The sequence below is a fragment of the Paenibacillus turicensis genome, assembly GCF_017873435.1.
In the GTDB taxonomy this organism is placed as follows: Bacteria; Bacillota; Bacilli; order Paenibacillales; family Paenibacillaceae; genus Fontibacillus; species Fontibacillus turicensis.
This window is the reverse complement of record NZ_JAGGKG010000025.1, coordinates 58,223-78,657: the sequence shown is the minus strand read 5'-3', so window position 1 is coordinate 78,657 and position 20,435 is coordinate 58,223. Positions and strand designations below refer to the sequence as shown.

Below are 20,435 nucleotides of genomic sequence, written 5' to 3'. Positions count from 1 at the left end.
TCAAACTCTCCAATAAAGTTATTGAAAAGAGCGATAAGCTCATTTTGAATCTGACGAGATTAATTCGTTGAAATTAATCTACTTATTTTTGAATTTCAATTTCGTGAAATTCACTCACTCGTTGTTTAGTTTTCAAAGATCAACTTTGTTGCTTTTTGTTGATTTGCTTACTTAAAAGCTTAGTTTCAGTGTTAACTGCGTTCTCAGCAGCAACTCTTATAATATATCATCTTTCGATCGGTTATGCAAGTCTTTTTTTTCAAAAAGTTTTTTAAGCTCTTGTTTAAGTCTTATTCTCACTCTTCTTTAAAAGTCTTGTTTCGCGACCGGATTTATAATATATCACATGTATCCTTATATGACAAGCCTATTGTCATATTTAATTTTACTCTCTTTTTTATTGTTGGTTTTCACATTATGTAAGCACCACTAGTTAAATAAATTCTTCATCAATTATAACTTCTCAATCATTTATACCTTCATATATTTGTCCTGCATAAAATTTATCCCATCAGAACTTATGCTTAACACACTATCTTCTATTGTTAGATTGAACCATTGTATAAAAATATAACCCGAACTATTCTTAGAACGCCGATAAGAGCTTCCAAAATAATTCGGGCTTCAAAACCAAGCTAAACTTCATTTATATTTCGTCATTTATAGCTACAAGACTTATGACTAATCTAACGCAATTGGTCTCATATGAGGGAAGAGCAATACGTCACGAATGGAAGCCGCATCGGTTAGTAACATAACTAAACGATCGATACCAATCCCTAATCCCCCTGTTGGTGGCATTCCGTATTCCAAAGCACGAAGGAAATCTTCATCCATTTCATGTGCTTCATCATTACCATGCTCCCGTTCAACCAATTGAGCTTCAAAGCGTTGTCGTTGATCAATTGGATCATTAAGCTCACTAAACGCATTTGCATGCTCTCTCGAAACAATAAACAATTCAAAACGATCCGTAAATCTTGGATCAGCTTCATTTTTCTTAGCCAATGGAGAAATCTCAACAGGATGTCCATATACAAAGGTTGGTTGAATGAGTGTTTCTTCAACAAACTGTTCAAAGAACGCATTTAAAATATGACCAAATGTCATATGTGGCTCCACTGGAACCTTATGTTCTTTTGCAAGTGCATGAGCCTCTTCATTTGTCATCTCAACGCCAAAGTCAACACCAGTCACTTCCTTAACAGCATCCACCATAGAAACACGGCGCCACTCTGGTCTTAGATCCACCTCATGACCTTGGTATTGGATCACTTGTGTACCTAATACTTCTTGTGCGATATGCGCAATCATATTTTCAGTTAAAGCCATGATGTCTTTGTAGTCAGCATAAGCTTCATACAATTCGATCATCGTAAATTCCGGGTTATGGCGAGTAGATACCCCTTCATTACGATATACACGACCAATTTCGTATACCTTCTCTAATCCACCTACAATAAGGCGTTTTAAGTGAAGTTCGATTGCAATCCGCATGTAAAGCTGCATATCTAATGCATTATGGTGTGTTATAAATGGACGCGCAGCCGCCCCACCTGCGATACTATGCAAAGTTGGTGTTTCTACCTCTAAATAACCTAAAGAATCCAAGTAGCGACGCATAGATTGAATTATTTTAGAACGTTTAATAAAGGTTTGTTGTACTTCTGGGTTAACAATAAGGTCAACATAACGCTGACGATAACGAAGCTCAACATCCTTTAATCCATGATATTTATCTGGCAAAGGGTATAGTGATTTAGACAAAACTTCGATATCAGCCGCTTTAATACTAATCTCGCCGGTCTTTGTCTTAAAGATTTCACCAGTAACACCTACAATATCACCAAGGTCTAACAGGTTAAATGCAGCATACTTCTGCTCAGGCACACTATCCTTACGTACATAAATTTGAATTTTTCCACTCAAATCTTGAATGTGTGCGAAGCTTGCTTTACCCATTACACGTTTGGCAATCAAACGTCCAGCGATGGTAGCATGTACTGCCTTTTCCTCTAACTCTTCTTTTGTAAGAGCATCATACTCCTGCACGATATTTCCAGCAGCATGAGTTCTCTCGTATTTACCTCCAAATGGATCGATCCCAAGTGAACGAAGCTCGTCCAATTTATCGCGACGAATTTGTAGTAACTCACTTACTTCTATCTCTTGCTCTTGTTCTGGCTGATTATGTTCTTGACTCATTTCTTGCCCACTCCTTACAAGCTATTAGTAAACTCATATAACTGACATTATGCATACGTATCCATATGTAACTATCGTACCATTAAAAAAGACGTTCATAAACGGCTTTTCTATCCTTTGCAGGTAAAACGTTACGGAATTTGATGGTTAAAACAGTGAAAGAAGCCTCCCGCGGGGAAGCTTCTCCATCTGCTTGTTCCACCTTACTTCTTGATGTCTACAATTTTATATTGAATCACACCAGCAGGAACAGCAACGTCTACGGTAGCACCTTTCTTTTTACCTAGAATCGCTTTTCCTACAGGGCTTTCGTTTGAAATTTTATTTTGTAATGGATCGGATTCAGCAGTACCTACGATTGCATATTCCATCGTATCACCAAATTCCAAATCCTCAACGATGACAGTTGAACCGATGCTTACAGTGTCTGTGTCAATCTCATCATTGTTAATAATACGGGCATTACGCAACATTTTTTCAAGTGTAATAATACGTCCTTCAATGAAGGCTTGTTCATTTTTAGCATCTTCATATTCAGAGTTTTCACTAATATCACCGTAACCAATTGCAACTTTAATCCGCTCAGCAACTTCACGACGCTTTACAGACTTTAAATTTTCTAATTCTTCTTCTAGTCTTTTCAGACCATCCTGCGTAAGAATAACTTCTTTATCGCTCATCTCAACCAATTCTCCTGTCATGGAAATAATTTTGTAACCAATCGCACGAACGACGGGCTTACTACTATGTCAAAACCCGTCAAGGGATGTATACACTCGTTTCCCCAAAGTTCTGAAGGCTGCCGCAGTGGCAACGACCGTATGATTCTCGCATCATTTTGAGAATATCGCATGCAGTTCTCACGAAGAGGAATGATCTCCTTCGTGCTGTGGAAGTTATCCCCTGAGGCGAATTTATATTGTGAAATTATAGGTGAAGCACTGCGAAATGTCAATGACACCTCTTTTTGCAAAAGGGGTGAAATTTATAGAGAGACTTTTTATACTAATGTCTTTCTATTCAGCTTATGCGGATTCCTCTTCAAGATGATTGTTTCGTTCCATCTCATTAGCGAAATTTTCAAGAATCTGTACCATTTCGTTTCGTCTTGTTTCTTCCATAATGGCATCCTTAATGCGTGCCGCACCTTGAAATCCCTTTAGGTACCAAGCTAGGTGCTTTCTCATTTCCTTCACAGCCACCTTCTCACCCTTTAAGTCGGCTAGACGATCCATATGAAGAATAGCAATCTTAATTTTTTCATTGAGACCCGGCTCAGATAATAGTTGACCAGATTTAAGATATTCTATGGTGCGATACAACATCCACGGATTTCCCAGTGCACCACGTCCGATCATAACCCCATCACAACCCGTCTCATCTAACATACGTTTTGCATCTTCAGGGGAACCTACATCTCCATTACCAATAACGGGAATTGACACATTTTCTTTCACCTGACGAATATAATTCCAATCTGCAGTGCCAGTATACAACTGTTCTCTAGTACGACCATGTACAGTAACCGCTTGAGCGCCTGCTTGTTCTACCGCTTTGGCATTATCAATAACATAAATATGTTCTGAATCCCAACCGATTCGCATTTTCACTGTAACTGGTTTACTTACAGCTCCAACAACCGCAGATACCATTTCAAAAATTTTGTTAGGTTCTAAAAGCCAACGTGCGCCTGCATCACATTTTGTAACCTTAGGTACAGGACAGCCCATATTTATATCAATAATATCGGCATTCGTTTCTTGATCGACCACTTTTGCCGCTTCTACTAATGAAGCACGGTCACCACCAAAAATTTGTAAGCTGAGCGGTTTCTCTCGTTCGTCTACAAATAACATTTCTCTCGTACGTTTATTGCCATTTAGGATCGCTTTATCGCTCACCATTTCCGCACAGACAAGACCTGTTCCAAACTCTTTAGCAATGAGTCGAAATGCCGGATTACACACTCCCGCCATTGGCGCAAGTACAACCTGATTTTTTAACTCAACATCGCCAATTTTAAGCATAACAACCCTCCTAAAGGTTTAATTAAAGCGAATAAGTACAACTTTATGATTTTAATTCATCTATACTTATGTCTAAAGTATTTGCAATTTTATTTAAAATTTGTTCCTCTGCTCGGCGATTTCCTCGTTCAATTGCCCCTAACACAGCAAGTGATATTCCTACCTCTTTGGCGAATTCCTGTTGGGTGTAGCCCTTCAATTTTCGGAAGGCACGAATACGCTGTGCCAATTGCAAGTTTTCCAAAAGGTAACCCCTTCTTTCCCTTTAAGATCAACAAGTGTATGCTGTAGCTGTATATACAATGGATCTATTTCATCTTGTTCAACAACATCACTTAAAGGCACAAGGACAAATGCACGTTCAAACATTCTTGGATGAGGCAAAATAAGCTGTGGTGTATCCATCACTGTACCTTCTACCCATAATAAATCAAGATCAATCGTTCTAGGACCATTTACAATAAGCCGTTTTCTGCCAAGCTCAAGCTCTAAGGACAACATTTCAGCTAGTAAATGTTCTGGAGTTAATTCACAAGATATGGCGATGACCATATTTAAAAATAAATCCTGCTCCAGATAACCTACGGGTGCTGTTTCATACAAATTTGAACACCGTAGTACGGTAACCCCTTCAAGTTCATGTAACCTAGCAATTGCCTTGCGTAAAGTCTCTTCCCGCTCTCCAATGTTGGAGCCTAAAGCAATATAAGCACGTTTTGATTTTGTCATCTGCTTTTCATTCATCGCGAGTACTCACTTTCTTGATCTGTGTAGCTCAACAGTGACACCATCGAAGTGGATATCAAATGGTGGGTGAGGTTTAGTCACCGCTACAGTTAGTGCATCTATCCTAGTATAAGTGTCGAGCAACTGTGATGCAATATGCTCAGCTAATGCTTCAATTAACTTAAAGCTAGTGCCCTCCACAATCGCTTTGACTAATTCATGGATTTCAGCATAGTTAATAGTCGCATTTAAATCATCATGATCTCCTGCTTCTTTTAAGCTAAGCTCCAATACTAAATCTACAAAAAACTGTTGTCCTAGCTTACGTTCCTCTTCAAAAACACCATGATAGCCATAATATTGCATCTTACGTAAAATCATTTTGTCCAAGTAAGCTCACCTCTTCCACACTTCAAAATTTCACTTTCCCTTTAAAAAGTTATTATCAAATTACTGATTACACGTATGCGATCGCATCACACATTTTAACGGTTTGTTTAATCTCAGCTATGTCATGTACACGAACAATTTGACAGCCTTGTGCAATTCCTAAAGCTACGGTAGCTGCTGTTCCTAATAAGGTGTCCTGTACATCAACCTCCAACGTAGTTCTTATAAACCTTTTCCGTGATGTCGCCAAAAGCATAGGATATCCTAAATTGACAAGCTCATCCAACGATTTCATCACTTGGAGATTTTCCTTATAGTCTTTGGCAAAACCAATTCCTGGATCTAAAATGATTTTTTCTTTGTTCACGCCTGCTTCAAGTGCAATAGACACACTTTCAAGCAAATCAGATTTAATATCGCTCATAAGATGCCGATACTGATGCTCCTTACGATTATGCATGAGTATAACGGGACATTGCTGCTGTGCAGCTACTTTAGCCATGGCTGGGTCAAGCTTGAAGCCCCAGACATCATTAATAATATGTGCGCCCGCACGAAGTGCCTCTTGGGCTACCTTTGCTTTATACGTATCAATAGACAACGGGATATGTGGCGCGTGGCGATGAATAGCTTCAATAATTGGGATAACTCGATCTAGCTCCTGCTGTTCACCAACTGCTTGATGCCCTGGTCGTGTAGATTCCCCACCAATGTCAATGATGTCCGCACCCTCCTGAACCATCTGTAAAGCACGATTGAGCGCCACATCTACAGAATTATATTTTCCTCCATCAGAAAAGGAGTCGGGTGTTACATTAAGAATGCCCATAATTAATGTTTTATGTCCTAATACTAGCTCCGCTTCCCCCATTGAATAATTTCGCCGATAAATATTAATGTTCATTTCTCTTCATTACACCTCTAACATTCAGATTACAGATCTAGCGTCCTATACAGTGACCTAATTTCACTACAAAGGACACATACAGAGATTAACCTGCGTGCGTCCTATGCTTGTGTTATTTACTATTTTTCTATTGCTATAATTTTTATATAACTGAAATGGATCTTTTTAAAAAGTTACGTAATATATCATGTCCATGCGCAGTGATGATCGACTCGGGGTGGAATTGTACGCCTTCAACTGCATATTCCTTATGAGCTAAACCCATAATTTCCCCCTCTGCCGTCTCAGCTGTAATCTCAAGACAATCAGGTAAGGAACTACGCTCTACAATTAAAGAATGATATCTTGTCGCAGTAAATGGAGAAGGTAAACCCTCAAATACAGATTTATTTTTGTGAATAATGGGTGACGTTTTCCCATGCATTAGACGCTCCGCGCGAACAACTTCCCCGCCAAAGGCTTGTCCAATCGCTTGGTGACCTAAGCAAACACCGAAAATCGGAATTTTACCTTTAAAATGGTGAATGACATCTAGTGTAATTCCTGCCTCATTTGGAGTACATGGCCCCGGTGAAAGCAAAATATGATTAGGTTGTAATTGCTCAATCCCTACTACATCAATTTCATCATTTCGATGCACAACTACTTCTTCCCCTAACTCACCTAAATATTGCACAAGGTTGTACGTAAAGGAATCATAATTATCAATCACTAATATCATTTCTCTTCATCTCCTCAACTCGAAATACGCCTAAGCTCTGCTCTGCTAATGAATACTTTTTTGCTAGTATACTATATAAACACACGAAATTGGACATTTCATAAAAAATAAAAACAAACCCTCTACATGAAATCAGACACAAGAGGACTGACCCAAATTAGTAGAGGGTGCGCTTAAGTAAAAGATTATGAATTAAGCTTCAAAATTATAAAGTGGTGTACTGAGGTAACGTTCGCCATTACTTGGAATAATAACGACAACACGTTTTCCTTTACCTAACTTTTTCGCAACCTGCAATGCAGCTGAGACCGCAGCACCGGACGAAATTCCAGATAAAATCCCTTCTTGTCTAGCAACGATACGCGCTTGCTCGAAGGCATCATCATTTTCGATATGGATAATTTCATCATAAATATTTTGGTTTAAAATTTCAGGAATAAAGTTAGCGCCAAGTCCTTGAATTTTATGAGGCCCTGGTTTACCACCAGATAAAATTGGAGAAGCAGCTGGCTCTACAGCATAAATTTTAAGATCAGGAAAACGTGCTTTTAAGACCTCACCTGCACCACTAATTGTACCTCCTGTACCAATACCTGCTACGAAGGCATCTAGCTTTCCATCTAAGGATTCAATCGCTTCTACAATTTCAGGGCCTGTGGTTTCACGATGGATTTTTACGTTAGCCTGATTGCGGAATTGATCTGCCAAAAAGTAATCAGGGTTTTCCTTTAAAATTTCCTCTGCTTTTTTAACAGCACCGTTCATTCCTTCAGACCCTGGTGTAAGCACAAGCTCTGCACCATAAGCACGAAGTAGATTACGACGCTCAATACTCATTGTTTCAGGCATAATGATCACTGCCTTGTAACCCTTCGCGGCTGCGACTAATGCCAAGCCAATCCCTGTATTACCACTTGTTGCTTCAACAATGGTTCCACCTGGCTTCAATTTTCCTTGCTTTTCTGCTTCCTCAATAATACTAAATGCAATGCGATCCTTTACACTTGAACCTGGGTTTTGGTATTCCAGTTTTACATAAATTTCTGCACTGTCCTCTGGTACGATTCGATTAAGCTTCACTAGCGGTGTTCCACCAATCAATTCAGTTACATTATTGACGACCTTTGCCATAAGAAGTCCTCCTAAATAAGTCTTAGATTTAACATATAATTAATTTCCGAGTAATCAAGTTGGTTTTGTGATAATATTATCAACTTGAGTTATATTTGTCAAGCTGAAACCACATTGTTATCATCCAAAATATAAGGCTCTCCCTATAGGAATTTGGAGAAATTTAATCTGGTCACTTATTGTCTAATCTAATGTGATATAACTAATGAAAAGGCAAATTGGGAGGAATTCCTATGGAACAGGATACGGAATTAGGTATAGGGCTTCAATTTAACAAAACTACACATTACCCTCGTGGACTTATTTTAGATTTACTACAGGATGCCTATTCTTTTGACGCTCGTTACGAGCAACATTGGAAAACAAACTGGCAGGAAGCGGATAACTTTATGTTCGACAATCCGAGCATTGCGGAAAAATACTCTTTTGTAACTACATTAGATGGAGAACCGATTGGGTTTATCGTTTGGGATCCACGGAACCTGCCTACCTATGCAGAGCTTGGTCACAATTGCATTCGTAGTTTATATAAAGGAAAAGAGTATGGAAAACGACAGCTTAGGGAAGCAGTGAGAAGAATAAGTGAAGCTGGTGCAAAAAAGATCATTGTGACGACTAACGAGGGACTTATTCCAGCACAGCGGAATTATGAACATATCGGGTTTCAGCTTATTCGAAAAAGAATGAATGAAGATAATCCTGAGTGTGCAGGTCAATATATGGACTATGAGCTTCTAACGAATTCGATAACTAACTATGTATGAATGAAATAACTAAATTCAAGAATAAAACCCCCAAGAAGGGAGAGAACATTTAATCTTCAACACTTCTTGGGGGTAAGAGCATGCGATCCTTTACGAATTAAAATGGGTTAACAGCTCTTTTAGCTCGTCTGTTGTCACCACATAACGCTCTCTACAAAAGTCGCAAATAACCTCTGTCTCCTCTTGCTCTTCAATTAATTCCATCAGATCTTCTTTACCTAGACTAATCAATGTATTTTCTACACGTTCACGTGAGCAGGTACAGGAGAAATGGATATCCATCTGATCAAGCACCTTCACATCAGGTAATAGCCAAGCTAACATTTCCTCCAAGCCCATGCCTTGATCTAATAGGGAGGTTACTGGCGGCATTTGTCCAATGGCTTGTTCAATTTGAGTAATCTCAGCGTCACTTAGTCCTGGAAGTAATTGAATAATAAAGCCACCAGCAACAATAACCGAGTTATCTGTATCTACAAGCACACCAAGACCTACTGCGGAAGGTGTCTGCTCAGACAATGCAAAATAATACGTAAAATCCTCGCCAAGCTCACCTGAAATCAATGGCACACTACCATGATACGGCTCCTTTAAGCCAAGATCCTTAGTCACATTTAAAAAGCCAGTTGTCCCCACTGCACCACTTACATCCAGCTTACCTTTACTTTTACTAGGGAGATGGACATGTGGTTCTTTCACATAAGCGCGCGCTTCACCTTTAGCGTTGGCATCCGCAACGATATGTCCAATTGGACCGTCGCCCTTTACCTTCACAGTGAGTTTTTCCTCACCCTTAAGCATGGCCCCCATCATTGCTGCAGCCGTAACTGTACGTCCCATAGCCGCAGTAGCAGTAGGATACGTATCGTGGCGACGCCGTAATTCCTCTACCAGGTTCGTCGTAGTCACAGCAAAGGCTCTAACCTTGCCATTAAAGGCTGTCCCACGAATTAAAATATCTTTATTATCTTTATTATTAGTTGCGTTCATATCATTCATTACTCCTTCACAAACTGATGCTAAATGCCAAGTGCGTTAATTATTGATTACGTTCATATATTATACGGAGTCCATCTAAGGTTAGCAAAGAATCTACTTTATGAATGGATTCAGCCTCGCTCGCAATGAGACTTGCAAGCCCTCCCGTTGCAATCACAGTTGGTGTTGTCTCCATTTCCTTCGCTATTCGCTTAACTATGCCATCAACTTGTCCTGCGTAGCCATAAATGATACCTGCCTGCATCGCACTCACCGTATTACGGCCAATGACCTTCTTTGGCTTTTCCAGTTCAATTCTGGGTAGCTTAGAGGCTCTCATGTATAACGCTTCTGTTGAAATTCCAATGCCAGGCACGATCGCCCCACCTAAGTAATTACCTGCTTCATCAATACAATCAAAGGTAGTCGCTGTCCCAAAATCCACCACAACTAAAGGGCCACCATATTTATCAATTGCTGCCACCGCATTTACGATGCGGTCAGCACCAACTTCTTTTGGGTTTTCATATTTTAGATTCAGCCCCGTTTTAATACCAGGACCAACCACAAATGGCTTAAGCTTTAAGTATTTTTCACATAATTCCTCTAACACATGCATTAATGGTGGAACTACAGATGAAATGATGACGCCTTTAAGCTCTTGCTCAGGCACACGGGACATCTGAAACAGATTATGAATCATCACACCATATTCATCTACGGTTGCCTGCCGATTCGTAGCAAGTCTAAAATGGTGTAGTAAAGCTTGATTTTTATATATACCAAGCACAATATTTGAATTGCCGACATCAATAACTAGGAACATTAATGTTGCTCCCCTTTCTTTTCATTCAAGTCCAGACTTATATCAAGGTTATCAAAGGAATATGTAAGCTTGCCAACCGAAATAATATCAACCCCAGTTTCAGCAATTCCCCGTATTGTCGCTAATGATACATTGCCCGAGGCTTCAATCATAACATGTGGTGCAAGCCCCCGAATCTGCTTCACCGCAATTTTCATTAATTCTGGCGACATATTGTCTAGCATGATAATATTTGCCCCCGCGGCACAAGCTTCCTTAACCTGTTCTAAATTTTCAACCTCGACCTCAATCGTCATCGTATGTGGGATTTGCTCACGTGCAGACTTCACTGCAGCTGTAATCCCACCTGCGCCTTTAATATGATTATCCTTAATCATTACGGCATCATATAATCCAAAACGATGATTATGCCCGCCACCTACACGAACTGCATATTTTTCAAGCCAACGATGACCAGGTGTTGTTTTTCTTGTATCCACAAGCCGCACAGAAAGTCCTTCGAGCAGATTTACATATTGGCGTGTTACCGTAGCGATGCCAGACATCCGTTGCATAAGATTAAGTGCCAATCGCTCGCCTGTTAAAATACTGTGTGTACTCCCCTCTACCTGTGCCACAACTGTACCATACTCCACCAGATCAGCATCTTGTTTGAGTGCAGTAAACTTTAGAGAAGGATCAACGATTTTAAATACAAGCTCAGCAATGGGCAGTCCAGCTATCGTTCCTGCATCCTTGACATGAATTATACCCACAGACTGTTGACCTGCTGGAATGGTAGCCCGACTAGTAACATCGCCAGAACCGATATCCTCTTGGAGCCATCCCTTTATCGTAGCAATAAGTCCATCATCATAGCTATTTAATATCATCATTTATTTCCTCCATCATTCCTTGTGTACGATGCTGTAAAATATGTCTTTTCCACTTCACATCATCACGCAAAGGAAAGTCCTCTCTATAATGCCCGCCTCTGCTCTCCTCACGCTTCAAAGCCCCCTCAACGACAAGCTGAGCACTCGTTAAAAGGTTGGCAAGCTCCCATTGCTCTCTTGTATGCAGCTCATACTGGAACCACTCTAGCTCTTTCATAAGCTTAGTACGTGCCTGCAACAAACCGGCTTCGGATCGTTTTAATCCTGCTAATCTTACCATAATCCGTTGCAATCTAAGTCGGCGCTCAGATGCAAAGCCAACTCCTGCTTTACGATCATTTTTTATAGAAATATGTAACATATTATTAGAGAGGGGTGATAGCTCACCAATCGCATTTGCAATTCTTTTACCAAAAACAATCGCTTCAGATAAGGAGTTACTTGCAAGACGGTTTGCTCCATGTACTCCTGTTGAAGATACTTCACCACAAGCAAACAAGCGAGAGAGGTTGGTTTGACCATTGATATCACTTTTTACCCCACCCATCATGTAATGGGCTGCGGGTGCAACTGGAATCCAGTCTGTCGTCATGTCTAATCCGTATTGGATACAAGTTGCATAGATCGTTGGGAATCGATGCCGGATAAGCTCAGGAGACTCATGAGTGATGTCCAAGTAGACCATATTCGCATGTGTCTCCTCCATCTCCTGCACAATCGCTCTCGCGACGATATCACGTGGGGCTAGCTCTAACCGATTATCATACTTGTACATGAAGCGTTCACCCTTTGTATTACGCAACACAGCGCCTTCCCCTCGTACTGCCTCTGAGATTAAAAAACGGGGTGCGCCAGGGTAACATAAAGCGGTTGGGTGGAATTGGATAAATTCCATATCTCTAATTACAGCCCCTGCCCGGTAAGCAATGGCAATACCATCGCTAGTGGCAATTTCCGGATTGGTTGTGTAGCGATACAGCTGCCCAGAACCGCCCGAGCACAAAATGGTAGCCCCTGCCTTCACAAAGACACGTTCTCCTTCAGGCCGCTCGATTAACGCCCCTAGACATTGCCCCTCCTGTGTAATTAAATCAATAACAAAATGATCCTCCCATACCGTAACATTGGGGTGGTTTAACACTTGATAGGATAGGGCTCTGACGATTTCATAGCCAGTAGCGTCACCATTGGCATGTAATATACGGCGAAAGCTATGCGCCCCTTCACGAGTTAAAGCTAACTCCCCTTGCTCAACGTCAAATAAAGTTCCCCATTCGATTAATTGCTGTACACGCTCAGGCCCCTCATGAACTAATACGTCCACTGCGGCTAAGGAGCATAGCCCTGCACCAGCATTTAATGTATCCTCCTTATGAGAGGAAGCGGAGTCCTCCTTGGAAATAACAGCCGCAATTCCCCCTTGGGCGTAACGGGTATTACTCTCAAGTAACGTATGCTTTGTCGCTAAAATCACTTTTTTATCACTACTTATTTCAAGTGCTGCATACAAACCCGCAATCCCTGAACCCACCACAAGTACATCTGTTTCAATGGTGCTCATATCCGCTAAATTAAAATCTACTAAATATTGTGGAATCATAAGTACCGTCACCTATTATAAAAGAGTAGCGCACAATACAAAAGGATTCAGAAAACTGAATCCTTACTTCACTTGTAGCATACGCTCTAGGGAAATACGCGCTGCATCAGCCACAGCAGGAGGGACATATATTTGCGGCTGCATCGTTTCAAGACATTGAACAAGCTTTTTCAAGTTATTCACCTTCATATTTGGACATACTAGAAATCGACTTGCAAAAATAAATTCCTTATCAGGACTATCCAGACGAAGCTGATATCCGGTACCATCCTCTGTCCCCACAATAAACTTTTGCTTGGAAGAATGCTTACAATAATCAATAATTGCGGTTGTACTACCTACAAAATCACCCATGGCAACCACTTCAGGACGACACTCGGGATGCACTACAAATTCTGCATCAGGATGTAAAGCCTTCATCTCCACAACATCTTTAATGGTGAGCATATCGTGCGTGTTACAGTACCCTTCCCATATAATCATCTTTTTATCTGTATGCTGCTGTACATAATGACCTAGATTTTTATCTGGAACCCAAATGACTTCGTCTGCATCAACGGCGTTAATGACCTTGACTGCATTGGCTGATGTACAGCAAATATCTGTCTCTGCCTTGACATCCGCAGAAGAATTTATATATGTTACGACCTTTGCATTAGGATGCTTTTCCTTGAGCTTGCGAAGTCCATCCACATTCACCATATCCGCCATAGGACAACCTGCGCGTTCATCGGGAATAAGCACCGTTTTATTTGGCGCTAAAATTTTAGCACTTTCCCCCATGAAATGAACACCACAAAACACAATCGTTTCAGCATCAGTGGAAGCCGCCTTTTGAGCTAGCAAAAAAGAATCTCCTCGAAAATCTGCCACCTCTTGAATTTCATCACGCTGATAATAATGTGCAAGTATGATGGCATTACGTTCCTTTTTAAGCTGAATTAATCGCTGCTTTAGTTCCTGATTCATTGCTGCCTTTTTTTCCAAAGCTAAAGCTTCCACCTTTGTTCCCCCTCAAAGTACGTATTTTTTTTCACGAGTTACCACAAACCTCTATTCCATTCATTTCATTCACGAAATAGACACTTTCATAGTTAACACCTAATTTACACAACGAAAAAGGGACTGTCAATTCAAAGATTATAGTAATTACTTTATTTCATCACAAAAAAATCCGGAAACTTTATAGAGTCTCCGGATTTTTAGTATTGTACAAACTTTACATTTTATAATCTTGTTATTATTAAAGCATTAAATATTAAACGGTTGGTGTACCTCCACCATTGTTACCGTTATTAGAACCATTTGAACCCTTATTTTGATCGTTGTTGTTACCCTCAGATTCATTAGGTTCATGGTTCGGAATGTCGCCATCAGGAATAGAAGAAGCTTGATCTTCTGATTGGCCCTGAATGCGGACACGAACATTACCAATGTTATCAATGATTGGCTCAGACGTTTCAGAAGGAGTACCTTCAGAACTGTTACCAGAAGCTCCACCATCACCATCAGTTGGCGGCAATGAACCCGTTTCAATTAAGGACTTAATTTGCTCAAGCTCAAGTGTTTCCACCTCAAGCAAGGTTTCAGCAATTAAATGAACCTCTTTAGAATGCTTCGTTAAGAGCTCTCTACATCTTTCATAGCTGTCACGAATCATATTTTGCATTTCTTGATCGATTTCATAAGCAATTTGATCACTATAATTTTGCTCATGACCAAAATCACGACCTAAGAAAACTTGACCCTGCGAGCTACCAAATTGAAGTGGTCCCAACTTATCACTCATACCATATTCCATAATCATGCTACGTACGATGTTTGTAGCTTGTTGGAAGTCACTATGTGCACCTGTACCGATTTCACCAATGAAGATTTCCTCCGCAACACGTCCACCAAGGAGACCTGTTACTCGGTCAAGTAACTCCTGCTTCGTCATAAGCATGCGATCTTCTTTTGGCATCATAATTACATAACCGCCAGCACGTCCGCGTGGAACGATGGTAACCTTATGCACCATATCAGCATGCTCCAGGAAATATCCAACGATGGTATGACCCGCTTCGTGGAAAGCAACAATACGTTTCTCTCGGTCACTGATAACACGGCTTCGTTTTTCGGTACCAACGACAACACGATCAATCGCTTCATCCACTTCACGCATAGAAATATCTTTACGATTACGACGAGCTGCTAGCAATGCAGCTTCATTAAGCAAGTTCTCTAAGTCTGCACCTGAGAAACCAGTAGTACGTTTTGCAATAATATCTAGACGAACATCCTTCGTTAAAGGTTTGTTACGAGCGTGTACGTTAAGTACTGCTTCACGTCCCTTAACATCTGGGCGATCAACTGTAATTTGACGATCAAAACGACCTGGACGCAACAACGCTGGGTCCAAAATGTCTGCGCGGTTTGTTGCAGCAATAATAATAATGCCTTCATTGCCACCAAAGCCATCCATTTCAACGAGCAATTGGTTCAAGGTTTGTTCACGCTCATCGTGCCCACCACCAAGACCTGCGCCACGTTGTCTACCTACCGCATCAATTTCATCAATGAAAATAATACATGGTGCTTCTTTTTTCGCATTTTCAAACAAATCACGAACACGAGATGCCCCGACACCAACAAACATTTCTACGAAGTCAGAACCTGAAATACTAAAGAAAGGTACACCCGCTTCACCTGCAACTGCACGTGCAAGCAACGTTTTACCTGTCCCTGGAGGACCTACTAGCAGCACCCCTTTAGGAATTCTAGCCCCTACTGCATTAAATTTACGTTGGTCCTTCAAGAAGTCAACAACCTCAACAAGCTCTTGCTTCTCTTCATCTGCCCCCGCTACATCCTCAAATGTAACCTTCTTCTTCTCAGCATTGTATAAGCGCGCTTTGCTTTTGCCAAAGTTCATGACCTTGCCGCCGCCACCCTGTGCTTGATTAAACATGAAGAAGAACAAAATAAACAAAATTGCCATTGGGATAATGGAAGTCAGGAATGTCAGCCAAATACTTTCACCCTGCATCTTTTCCCATGTCATTTTAATTTTATTTTGGTCACTATAATCAGTGATTTCCTTAAGAACATTATTATCAAAAGGAATATACGTGGAGAAATTTTTTGTCGCGGTTTCGCCTACGGCCTTTTTATACTTACCTGTAAGGCGATACGCATAGCCGTCAAATTTACCGGTAATCTCCTCAACATTGTTAGCTTTAAGTTCTTGTCTAAACTCATCATATCTAGGAGTGACGGTTGCCTCAGTCCCACCGTTGAGAATACGGACTATGCCCACCACGACTAAAAAAAGTATTAAATAAAACCCAGAATTCTTGATGAACCGATTCTTCATCCCCAACCTCCTCTCAAAACCTTATGTTATTTTACCATAGCCAATTACCATTTTACAAAATAGCGCTATAGTATTATTAACCCAATTTTCAACACCTCATTATTGCTCGTAAATCTCTGGCTTCAATACTCCGATATAAGGTAAATTACGGTACTTCTCGCCATAATCCAATCCATAACCAACGATAAATTCATCAGGTATTAAAAATCCAGACCAATCCGCTTGAAGATTTACTGTTCTGCGAGCTGGCTTATCAAACAAGGTGACAATCTTAACAGATTTAACCTTTCGACGCTCAAGTACGTCGATTAAGTAGCTGAGGGTTAGACCGCTGTCGATAATATCTTCGACAATAAGGATCTCACGTCCTTCAACAGATGTATCTAAATCTTTAATGATTTTAACTTCTCCTGATGATTTTGTAGATGTGCCATAACTCGATACAGCCATAAAATCAAGCTCCAATGGAACTGTAATTTCCTTAACTAAATCAGACATAAAGATGAAAGCACCCTTTAAAACACAAATAACTAAAGGATTACGTCCCGCATATTCCTTACTAAGCTGCACACCAAGCTGCTCTACTTTTTCCTTAATTTGCTCGGCAGTAATTAAAATTTCTTTAATATCGTTTTGCAAGTCAGGTAAACCTCCTACGTTATACTATGAATGCCGGAATGAAGCGATAACTTATTATGACATCTCGCCCTCCGAAACTAAAACCATTCGCACAATGGAAGTTGTATGTTGATGCAATGTAGCTAATGCAGAACGACGAATACCTGCAATCCATATAATACGTCCTAGTGCATCACTGATAATCGGGATATGAGGACGAAGGGAAGGTGGAATTTTATCATCAATAAAAATATCCTTTACCTTTTTACTTCCGTTTAGTCCCATTAATCTCATGCTATCTCCCGGCAACCGGGAACGTATAGTTAGGGGATATTCTAATTCATCTGCATCAAAATAAGCTGTGTTGTTCGCTGACGAAATTATTGTATCCATACCAGAGCCCGCCATACACTGCGTAATCATAAGTTTTTTCCTTATTTCTGGAATGGAAACTTCTTGCTCGTCTTGATCGATACGATATGTATAGCCAGCTACATGTTGATCCGACACATCTTGTACAAATGAAATAATATCATATTCCCTTACACAACGTAGTCTACCTCCAAGATCAAGCCTCCAGTTTATAGGATTTTCTCTTAAAATCCTTGACCGAATGTCTTCAATCTTGATAAAATCACTCTCTTCCATTTTAAAAGGCGAATAATTTAATATTAGTTTAATCAACCTCCGTTGTAAAGCGACATGTAACAACTGAAATGACTTCGCGCTGAAAGCAAGTCCATGTTTAATCTCAGATATGAGTTGTTTATACAGCAACTCAGTCTGCTGAGCCATATAATCATCTTCTGTACCCACAATTTCAGCCGTAGTATTTAGCGCACTTGCAAGCCTCTCATTATATTGCCCCAAAAATGGCAACACATCCAATCTGATTGCATTACGTGCATATTTATTAATTAAATTGCTGCTATCTGTTACAAAAGTAATTTTTTCTTCCTCACATGTAGCAACTAAATCTTTCTTATATATTTGTAGAAAAGGACGAATAAGTTCGAGCCTTTGTTCATGCTGTGGTGCTACTCGTTTAATTCTCATCCCCGCTAAGCCAGTTGGGCCACTTCCCCTTAGCAAGTGAAGCATGACCGTCTCAGCTTGATCATCGCCGTGATGAGCCAGAGCAATGCTAGTTGCTTGGTGCTTCATTGCAACTTCATATAGGAACTGATAGCGAACCTCACGAGCAGCCACCTGTGTGCCTTTACCAGTACGCTTCATATAGGCAGGAACGTCAAACTGACCTAATTCAAAGGAAATATCCAATTGATTAGCCAATTCACCTACAAAAACTGCCTCTCTGTCCGATTCTTCACCTCTAAAACCATGATTCACATGAGCGCAGACAAGCTTGAGATTGTCTTCTAATGCTAGATGATTTAGAACATGCAAAAGAGCCACAGAATCCGGTCCCCCTGACACTGCGACTATAATACAACTGCCTTGCACCCACAATTGGTGCTCCCTCTGAACTTGGCGTACATGCTCAATTAGTTGGTACATCCCTGATTGCTTCATGTATTGACTTACCCCTATTCTTTTTTAAAAGCTTAAACTGACATAAACGGCACCTAGCAAAAATACTAATGAAGCCACAAATGCCCCTAACATCCATCTTGGTGTATTTCGCTCTTTGCGCCTTGTTTTCACAGAGGTCAATAAAATCTGGTCCTTCCACAATTGGCAAGCTTCATTTGTACTTTTAAAATCACCATGTAGCGCTTTAACCAACCATGTCTTATAAGGCTGTAGCTCTGACTCTGAGTCAATAATGCTTATTAAATCCGCAGTACTACGGGTTTGTGGTAATTGCTCTGCCATCTTCTTTAAAGATGGCTCTGCAAGCATATGTAGCGTAATCACTGCAAAGGAAAACCAGTCATATGAAGACTCTGCTACACGACTCCCACTATTCCAAAAACCACGATCATACCACTCTGTATATTGCTTCACACTTCTTCCAATCGCACTAACCCCACCATAATCAATTAACTCCACCTCTCCATAAGGAGAGACGATAATATTTTCAGGCTTAAGGTCACCAAATACCCAGCCTGCTGCATGCAATTGTTGAAGCTTACGTAGCAAGCTATAACCTGCCACTCGCATCCATTTAGGACCACGATGCACTAAAAATGCCCGCAATGCATCCCCCTTGATGTAACGCATGACATAAAAAGGGGTTGTCCCCTCTTGTGCGATATAATCATCTACTTCTAATAAATAAGGAAGTGATTCTGCAGAACGAGTAACAGCCGTAGCTGGCCCTTTACCTTGCTTGTGTAACGCTTTTAAGTTGTTAATCTCTGATTGGATATCAATATTATCAAATCCCATTTTTAGCGCATATTGCTTACCGCTATCCACTTTATTGACCAAATATACAACACCATTTGCCCCTTGTCCCAATAAGCGTTGTATCACATATCTGCTGCCTTTAAAACGACCAGTTATTAAAGTTCCCGGGGACAGACTAAGCTTAGATGACAGAATCACCAAACACCCCTTCTATCCTAAGATTTCCTCAGACCACAACGGTTGACTCTCTGTCCCAAGTGTACCATATCGGAAGAACTCGGTCACCTTATGAATCGCTGGCCCTGTTGGTGTTGCACCTCTCGTCGTCAATTTGCCAAATATATTTTTGATGGAGTTAAGATCCGTCGTCCAGTCGATATCCATTACGGCCTCTTCTCCACTATGCGCACCAGGGAAATGGAATACTGCCAGCCTGCTATCTCCTTGTCTTGCACCTAAGCTAAGCATCATATCATGGATGGCATTTTCTACAGCCGCAAGCTTGGGCTTCATACTTGCACTTACATCAATCAGTAATACGACATCTAAAGGATGTGTTTCCGCTAACTCATCAATGACCTCTACAACCTGTGAACGTGTGTCTGGTGCTAAGTCCTCCAATGTTTGATCCCCTAAAATATGGCGAAGCTCCCGATTTACAGCCATTTGAACAGTTTGAACAACCGTTTTGCGGGTCATCATTTGCATCGTATGGGCTAATTTTTCTGTCCCTACAAGCTGACTCATTCCCCCACCCGCTTTAGCAATCTCATTAATTTCGAGGCTTCCAAGCTCCCCAATCGTCCCATAATCTACTATACCAACTACATTAACAATAATTCCTTCTTGCTGAGCAATTGCCGCTGCCATAACGGGGCTTTCTCCTACATTAGAGCAACCATCTGTAATAAGCATAATTTGCTTCATAACGAAAAACCTCCTAGTTTGAAATCTACGACTCTCTCATTTCTATTGTTTCCAGAGTTCGCAAGATTCAAA

19 protein-coding genes and 1 pseudogene are annotated in these 20,435 nt (G+C 40.6%); 1 reads left to right on the top strand and 19 read right to left on the bottom strand.

The features are described from left to right. Positions 1-681: 681 nt before the first annotated feature. The 9 genes from lysS to cysK form a co-directional block, all read right to left on the bottom strand. The gene (gene lysS, locus J2Z32_RS20050; protein WP_210090975.1) at positions 682-2,205 is read right to left on the bottom strand and encodes a lysine--tRNA ligase; all 1,524 of its coding nucleotides are present in this window, start codon (positions 2,203-2,205) and stop codon (positions 682-684) included. 203 nt (positions 2,206-2,408) lie between these two features. After that, entirely contained in the window at positions 2,409-2,885 is a 477-nt protein-coding gene (greA, locus tag J2Z32_RS20045; RefSeq protein WP_210090974.1) for a transcription elongation factor GreA, read from the bottom strand. A 345-nt stretch (positions 2,886-3,230) separates the two neighbouring features. After that, a complete protein-coding gene (gene dusB / locus J2Z32_RS20040) occupies positions 3,231-4,232 on the bottom strand; it encodes a tRNA dihydrouridine synthase DusB (protein ID WP_210090973.1) in 1,002 nt (333 codons plus the stop codon). Positions 4,233-4,275: 43 nt separating this feature from the next. Continuing rightward, positions 4,276-4,476 (bottom strand): helix-turn-helix domain-containing protein, encoded by a 201-nt coding sequence (locus tag J2Z32_RS20035; protein ID WP_210090972.1) that lies wholly within the window; start codon positions 4,474-4,476, stop codon positions 4,276-4,278. Then, on the bottom strand, positions 4,428-4,976 hold the full coding sequence (gene folK / locus J2Z32_RS20030; RefSeq protein WP_210090971.1) for a 2-amino-4-hydroxy-6-hydroxymethyldihydropteridine diphosphokinase: 549 nt from the start codon (positions 4,974-4,976) through the stop codon (positions 4,428-4,430). Before folK ends, J2Z32_RS20035 begins: the two co-directional genes overlap by 49 nt. 9 nt (positions 4,977-4,985) lie before the next feature. Next, positions 4,986-5,348, bottom strand: coding sequence for a dihydroneopterin aldolase (gene folB / locus J2Z32_RS20025; protein WP_210090970.1), 363 nt, complete (start codon positions 5,346-5,348; stop codon positions 4,986-4,988). A 67-nt stretch (positions 5,349-5,415) separates the two neighbouring features. Next, entirely contained in the window at positions 5,416-6,252 is an 837-nt protein-coding gene (gene folP / locus J2Z32_RS20020) for a dihydropteroate synthase (RefSeq protein ID WP_210090969.1), read from the bottom strand. A gap of 145 nt (positions 6,253-6,397) precedes the next feature. Further along, complete coding sequence (pabA, locus tag J2Z32_RS20015) at positions 6,398-6,976, bottom strand: aminodeoxychorismate/anthranilate synthase component II (RefSeq protein WP_210090968.1); 579 nt, start codon at positions 6,974-6,976, stop codon at positions 6,398-6,400. 192 nt (positions 6,977-7,168) lie between these two features. Then, entirely contained in the window at positions 7,169-8,107 is a 939-nt protein-coding gene (cysK, locus tag J2Z32_RS20010) for a cysteine synthase A (RefSeq protein WP_210090967.1), read from the bottom strand. Positions 8,108-8,340: 233 nt separating this feature from the next. Between cysK and J2Z32_RS20005 the strand changes: the two genes are divergently transcribed. Next, on the top strand, positions 8,341-8,871 hold the full coding sequence (locus J2Z32_RS20005; RefSeq protein WP_210090966.1) for a GNAT family N-acetyltransferase: 531 nt from the start codon (positions 8,341-8,343) through the stop codon (positions 8,869-8,871). Between the two features lie 90 nt (positions 8,872-8,961). On the opposite strand, the gene hslO is transcribed toward J2Z32_RS20005, so the two are convergent. The 10 genes and pseudogenes from hslO to J2Z32_RS19955 all read right to left on the bottom strand — a co-directional run bounded on the left by hslO (position 8,962) and on the right by J2Z32_RS19955 (position 20,363). Then, positions 8,962-9,861: an Hsp33 family molecular chaperone HslO gene (gene hslO, locus J2Z32_RS20000; RefSeq protein WP_210090965.1), complete on the bottom strand. Its 900-nt coding sequence runs from the start codon at positions 9,859-9,861 to the stop codon at positions 8,962-8,964. Between the two features lie 49 nt (positions 9,862-9,910). Beyond that, positions 9,911-10,675 carry a type III pantothenate kinase gene (locus tag J2Z32_RS19995; protein ID WP_210090964.1) on the bottom strand — a complete coding sequence of 255 codons (765 nt, stop codon included), beginning with the start codon at positions 10,673-10,675 and terminating at the stop codon, positions 9,911-9,913. Continuing rightward, positions 10,675-11,547, bottom strand: coding sequence for a carboxylating nicotinate-nucleotide diphosphorylase (gene nadC / locus J2Z32_RS19990; protein WP_210090982.1), 873 nt, complete (start codon positions 11,545-11,547; stop codon positions 10,675-10,677). The genes J2Z32_RS19995 and nadC overlap by 1 nt, the downstream gene beginning before the upstream one ends. Further along, positions 11,534-13,150 carry an L-aspartate oxidase gene (gene nadB / locus J2Z32_RS19985; protein ID WP_210090963.1) on the bottom strand — a complete coding sequence of 539 codons (1,617 nt, stop codon included), beginning with the start codon at positions 13,148-13,150 and terminating at the stop codon, positions 11,534-11,536. Before nadB ends, nadC begins: the two co-directional genes overlap by 14 nt. A gap of 63 nt (positions 13,151-13,213) precedes the next feature. Further along, positions 13,214-14,152: a quinolinate synthase NadA gene (gene nadA, locus J2Z32_RS19980; protein ID WP_210090962.1), complete on the bottom strand. Its 939-nt coding sequence runs from the start codon at positions 14,150-14,152 to the stop codon at positions 13,214-13,216. Between the two features lie 256 nt (positions 14,153-14,408). Further along, a complete protein-coding gene (gene ftsH, locus J2Z32_RS19975) occupies positions 14,409-16,505 on the bottom strand; it encodes an ATP-dependent zinc metalloprotease FtsH (RefSeq protein ID WP_210090961.1) in 2,097 nt (698 codons plus the stop codon). A 99-nt stretch (positions 16,506-16,604) separates the two neighbouring features. Then, on the bottom strand, positions 16,605-17,144 hold the full coding sequence (gene hpt, locus J2Z32_RS19970; protein ID WP_210090960.1) for a hypoxanthine phosphoribosyltransferase: 540 nt from the start codon (positions 17,142-17,144) through the stop codon (positions 16,605-16,607). A 54-nt stretch (positions 17,145-17,198) separates the two neighbouring features. Beyond that, positions 17,199-18,656: a tRNA lysidine(34) synthetase TilS gene (gene tilS, locus J2Z32_RS19965; RefSeq protein WP_210090959.1), complete on the bottom strand. Its 1,458-nt coding sequence runs from the start codon at positions 18,654-18,656 to the stop codon at positions 17,199-17,201. A 24-nt stretch (positions 18,657-18,680) separates the two neighbouring features. Further along, positions 18,681-19,634, bottom strand: coding sequence for a serine/threonine protein kinase (locus J2Z32_RS19960; protein ID WP_210090958.1), 954 nt, complete (start codon positions 19,632-19,634; stop codon positions 18,681-18,683). Next, positions 19,618-20,363 (bottom strand): annotated as a pseudogene (locus J2Z32_RS19955) (vWA domain-containing protein). Before J2Z32_RS19955 ends, J2Z32_RS19960 begins: the two are co-directional and overlap by 17 nt. Between the last annotated feature and the right edge of the window lie 72 nt (positions 20,364-20,435).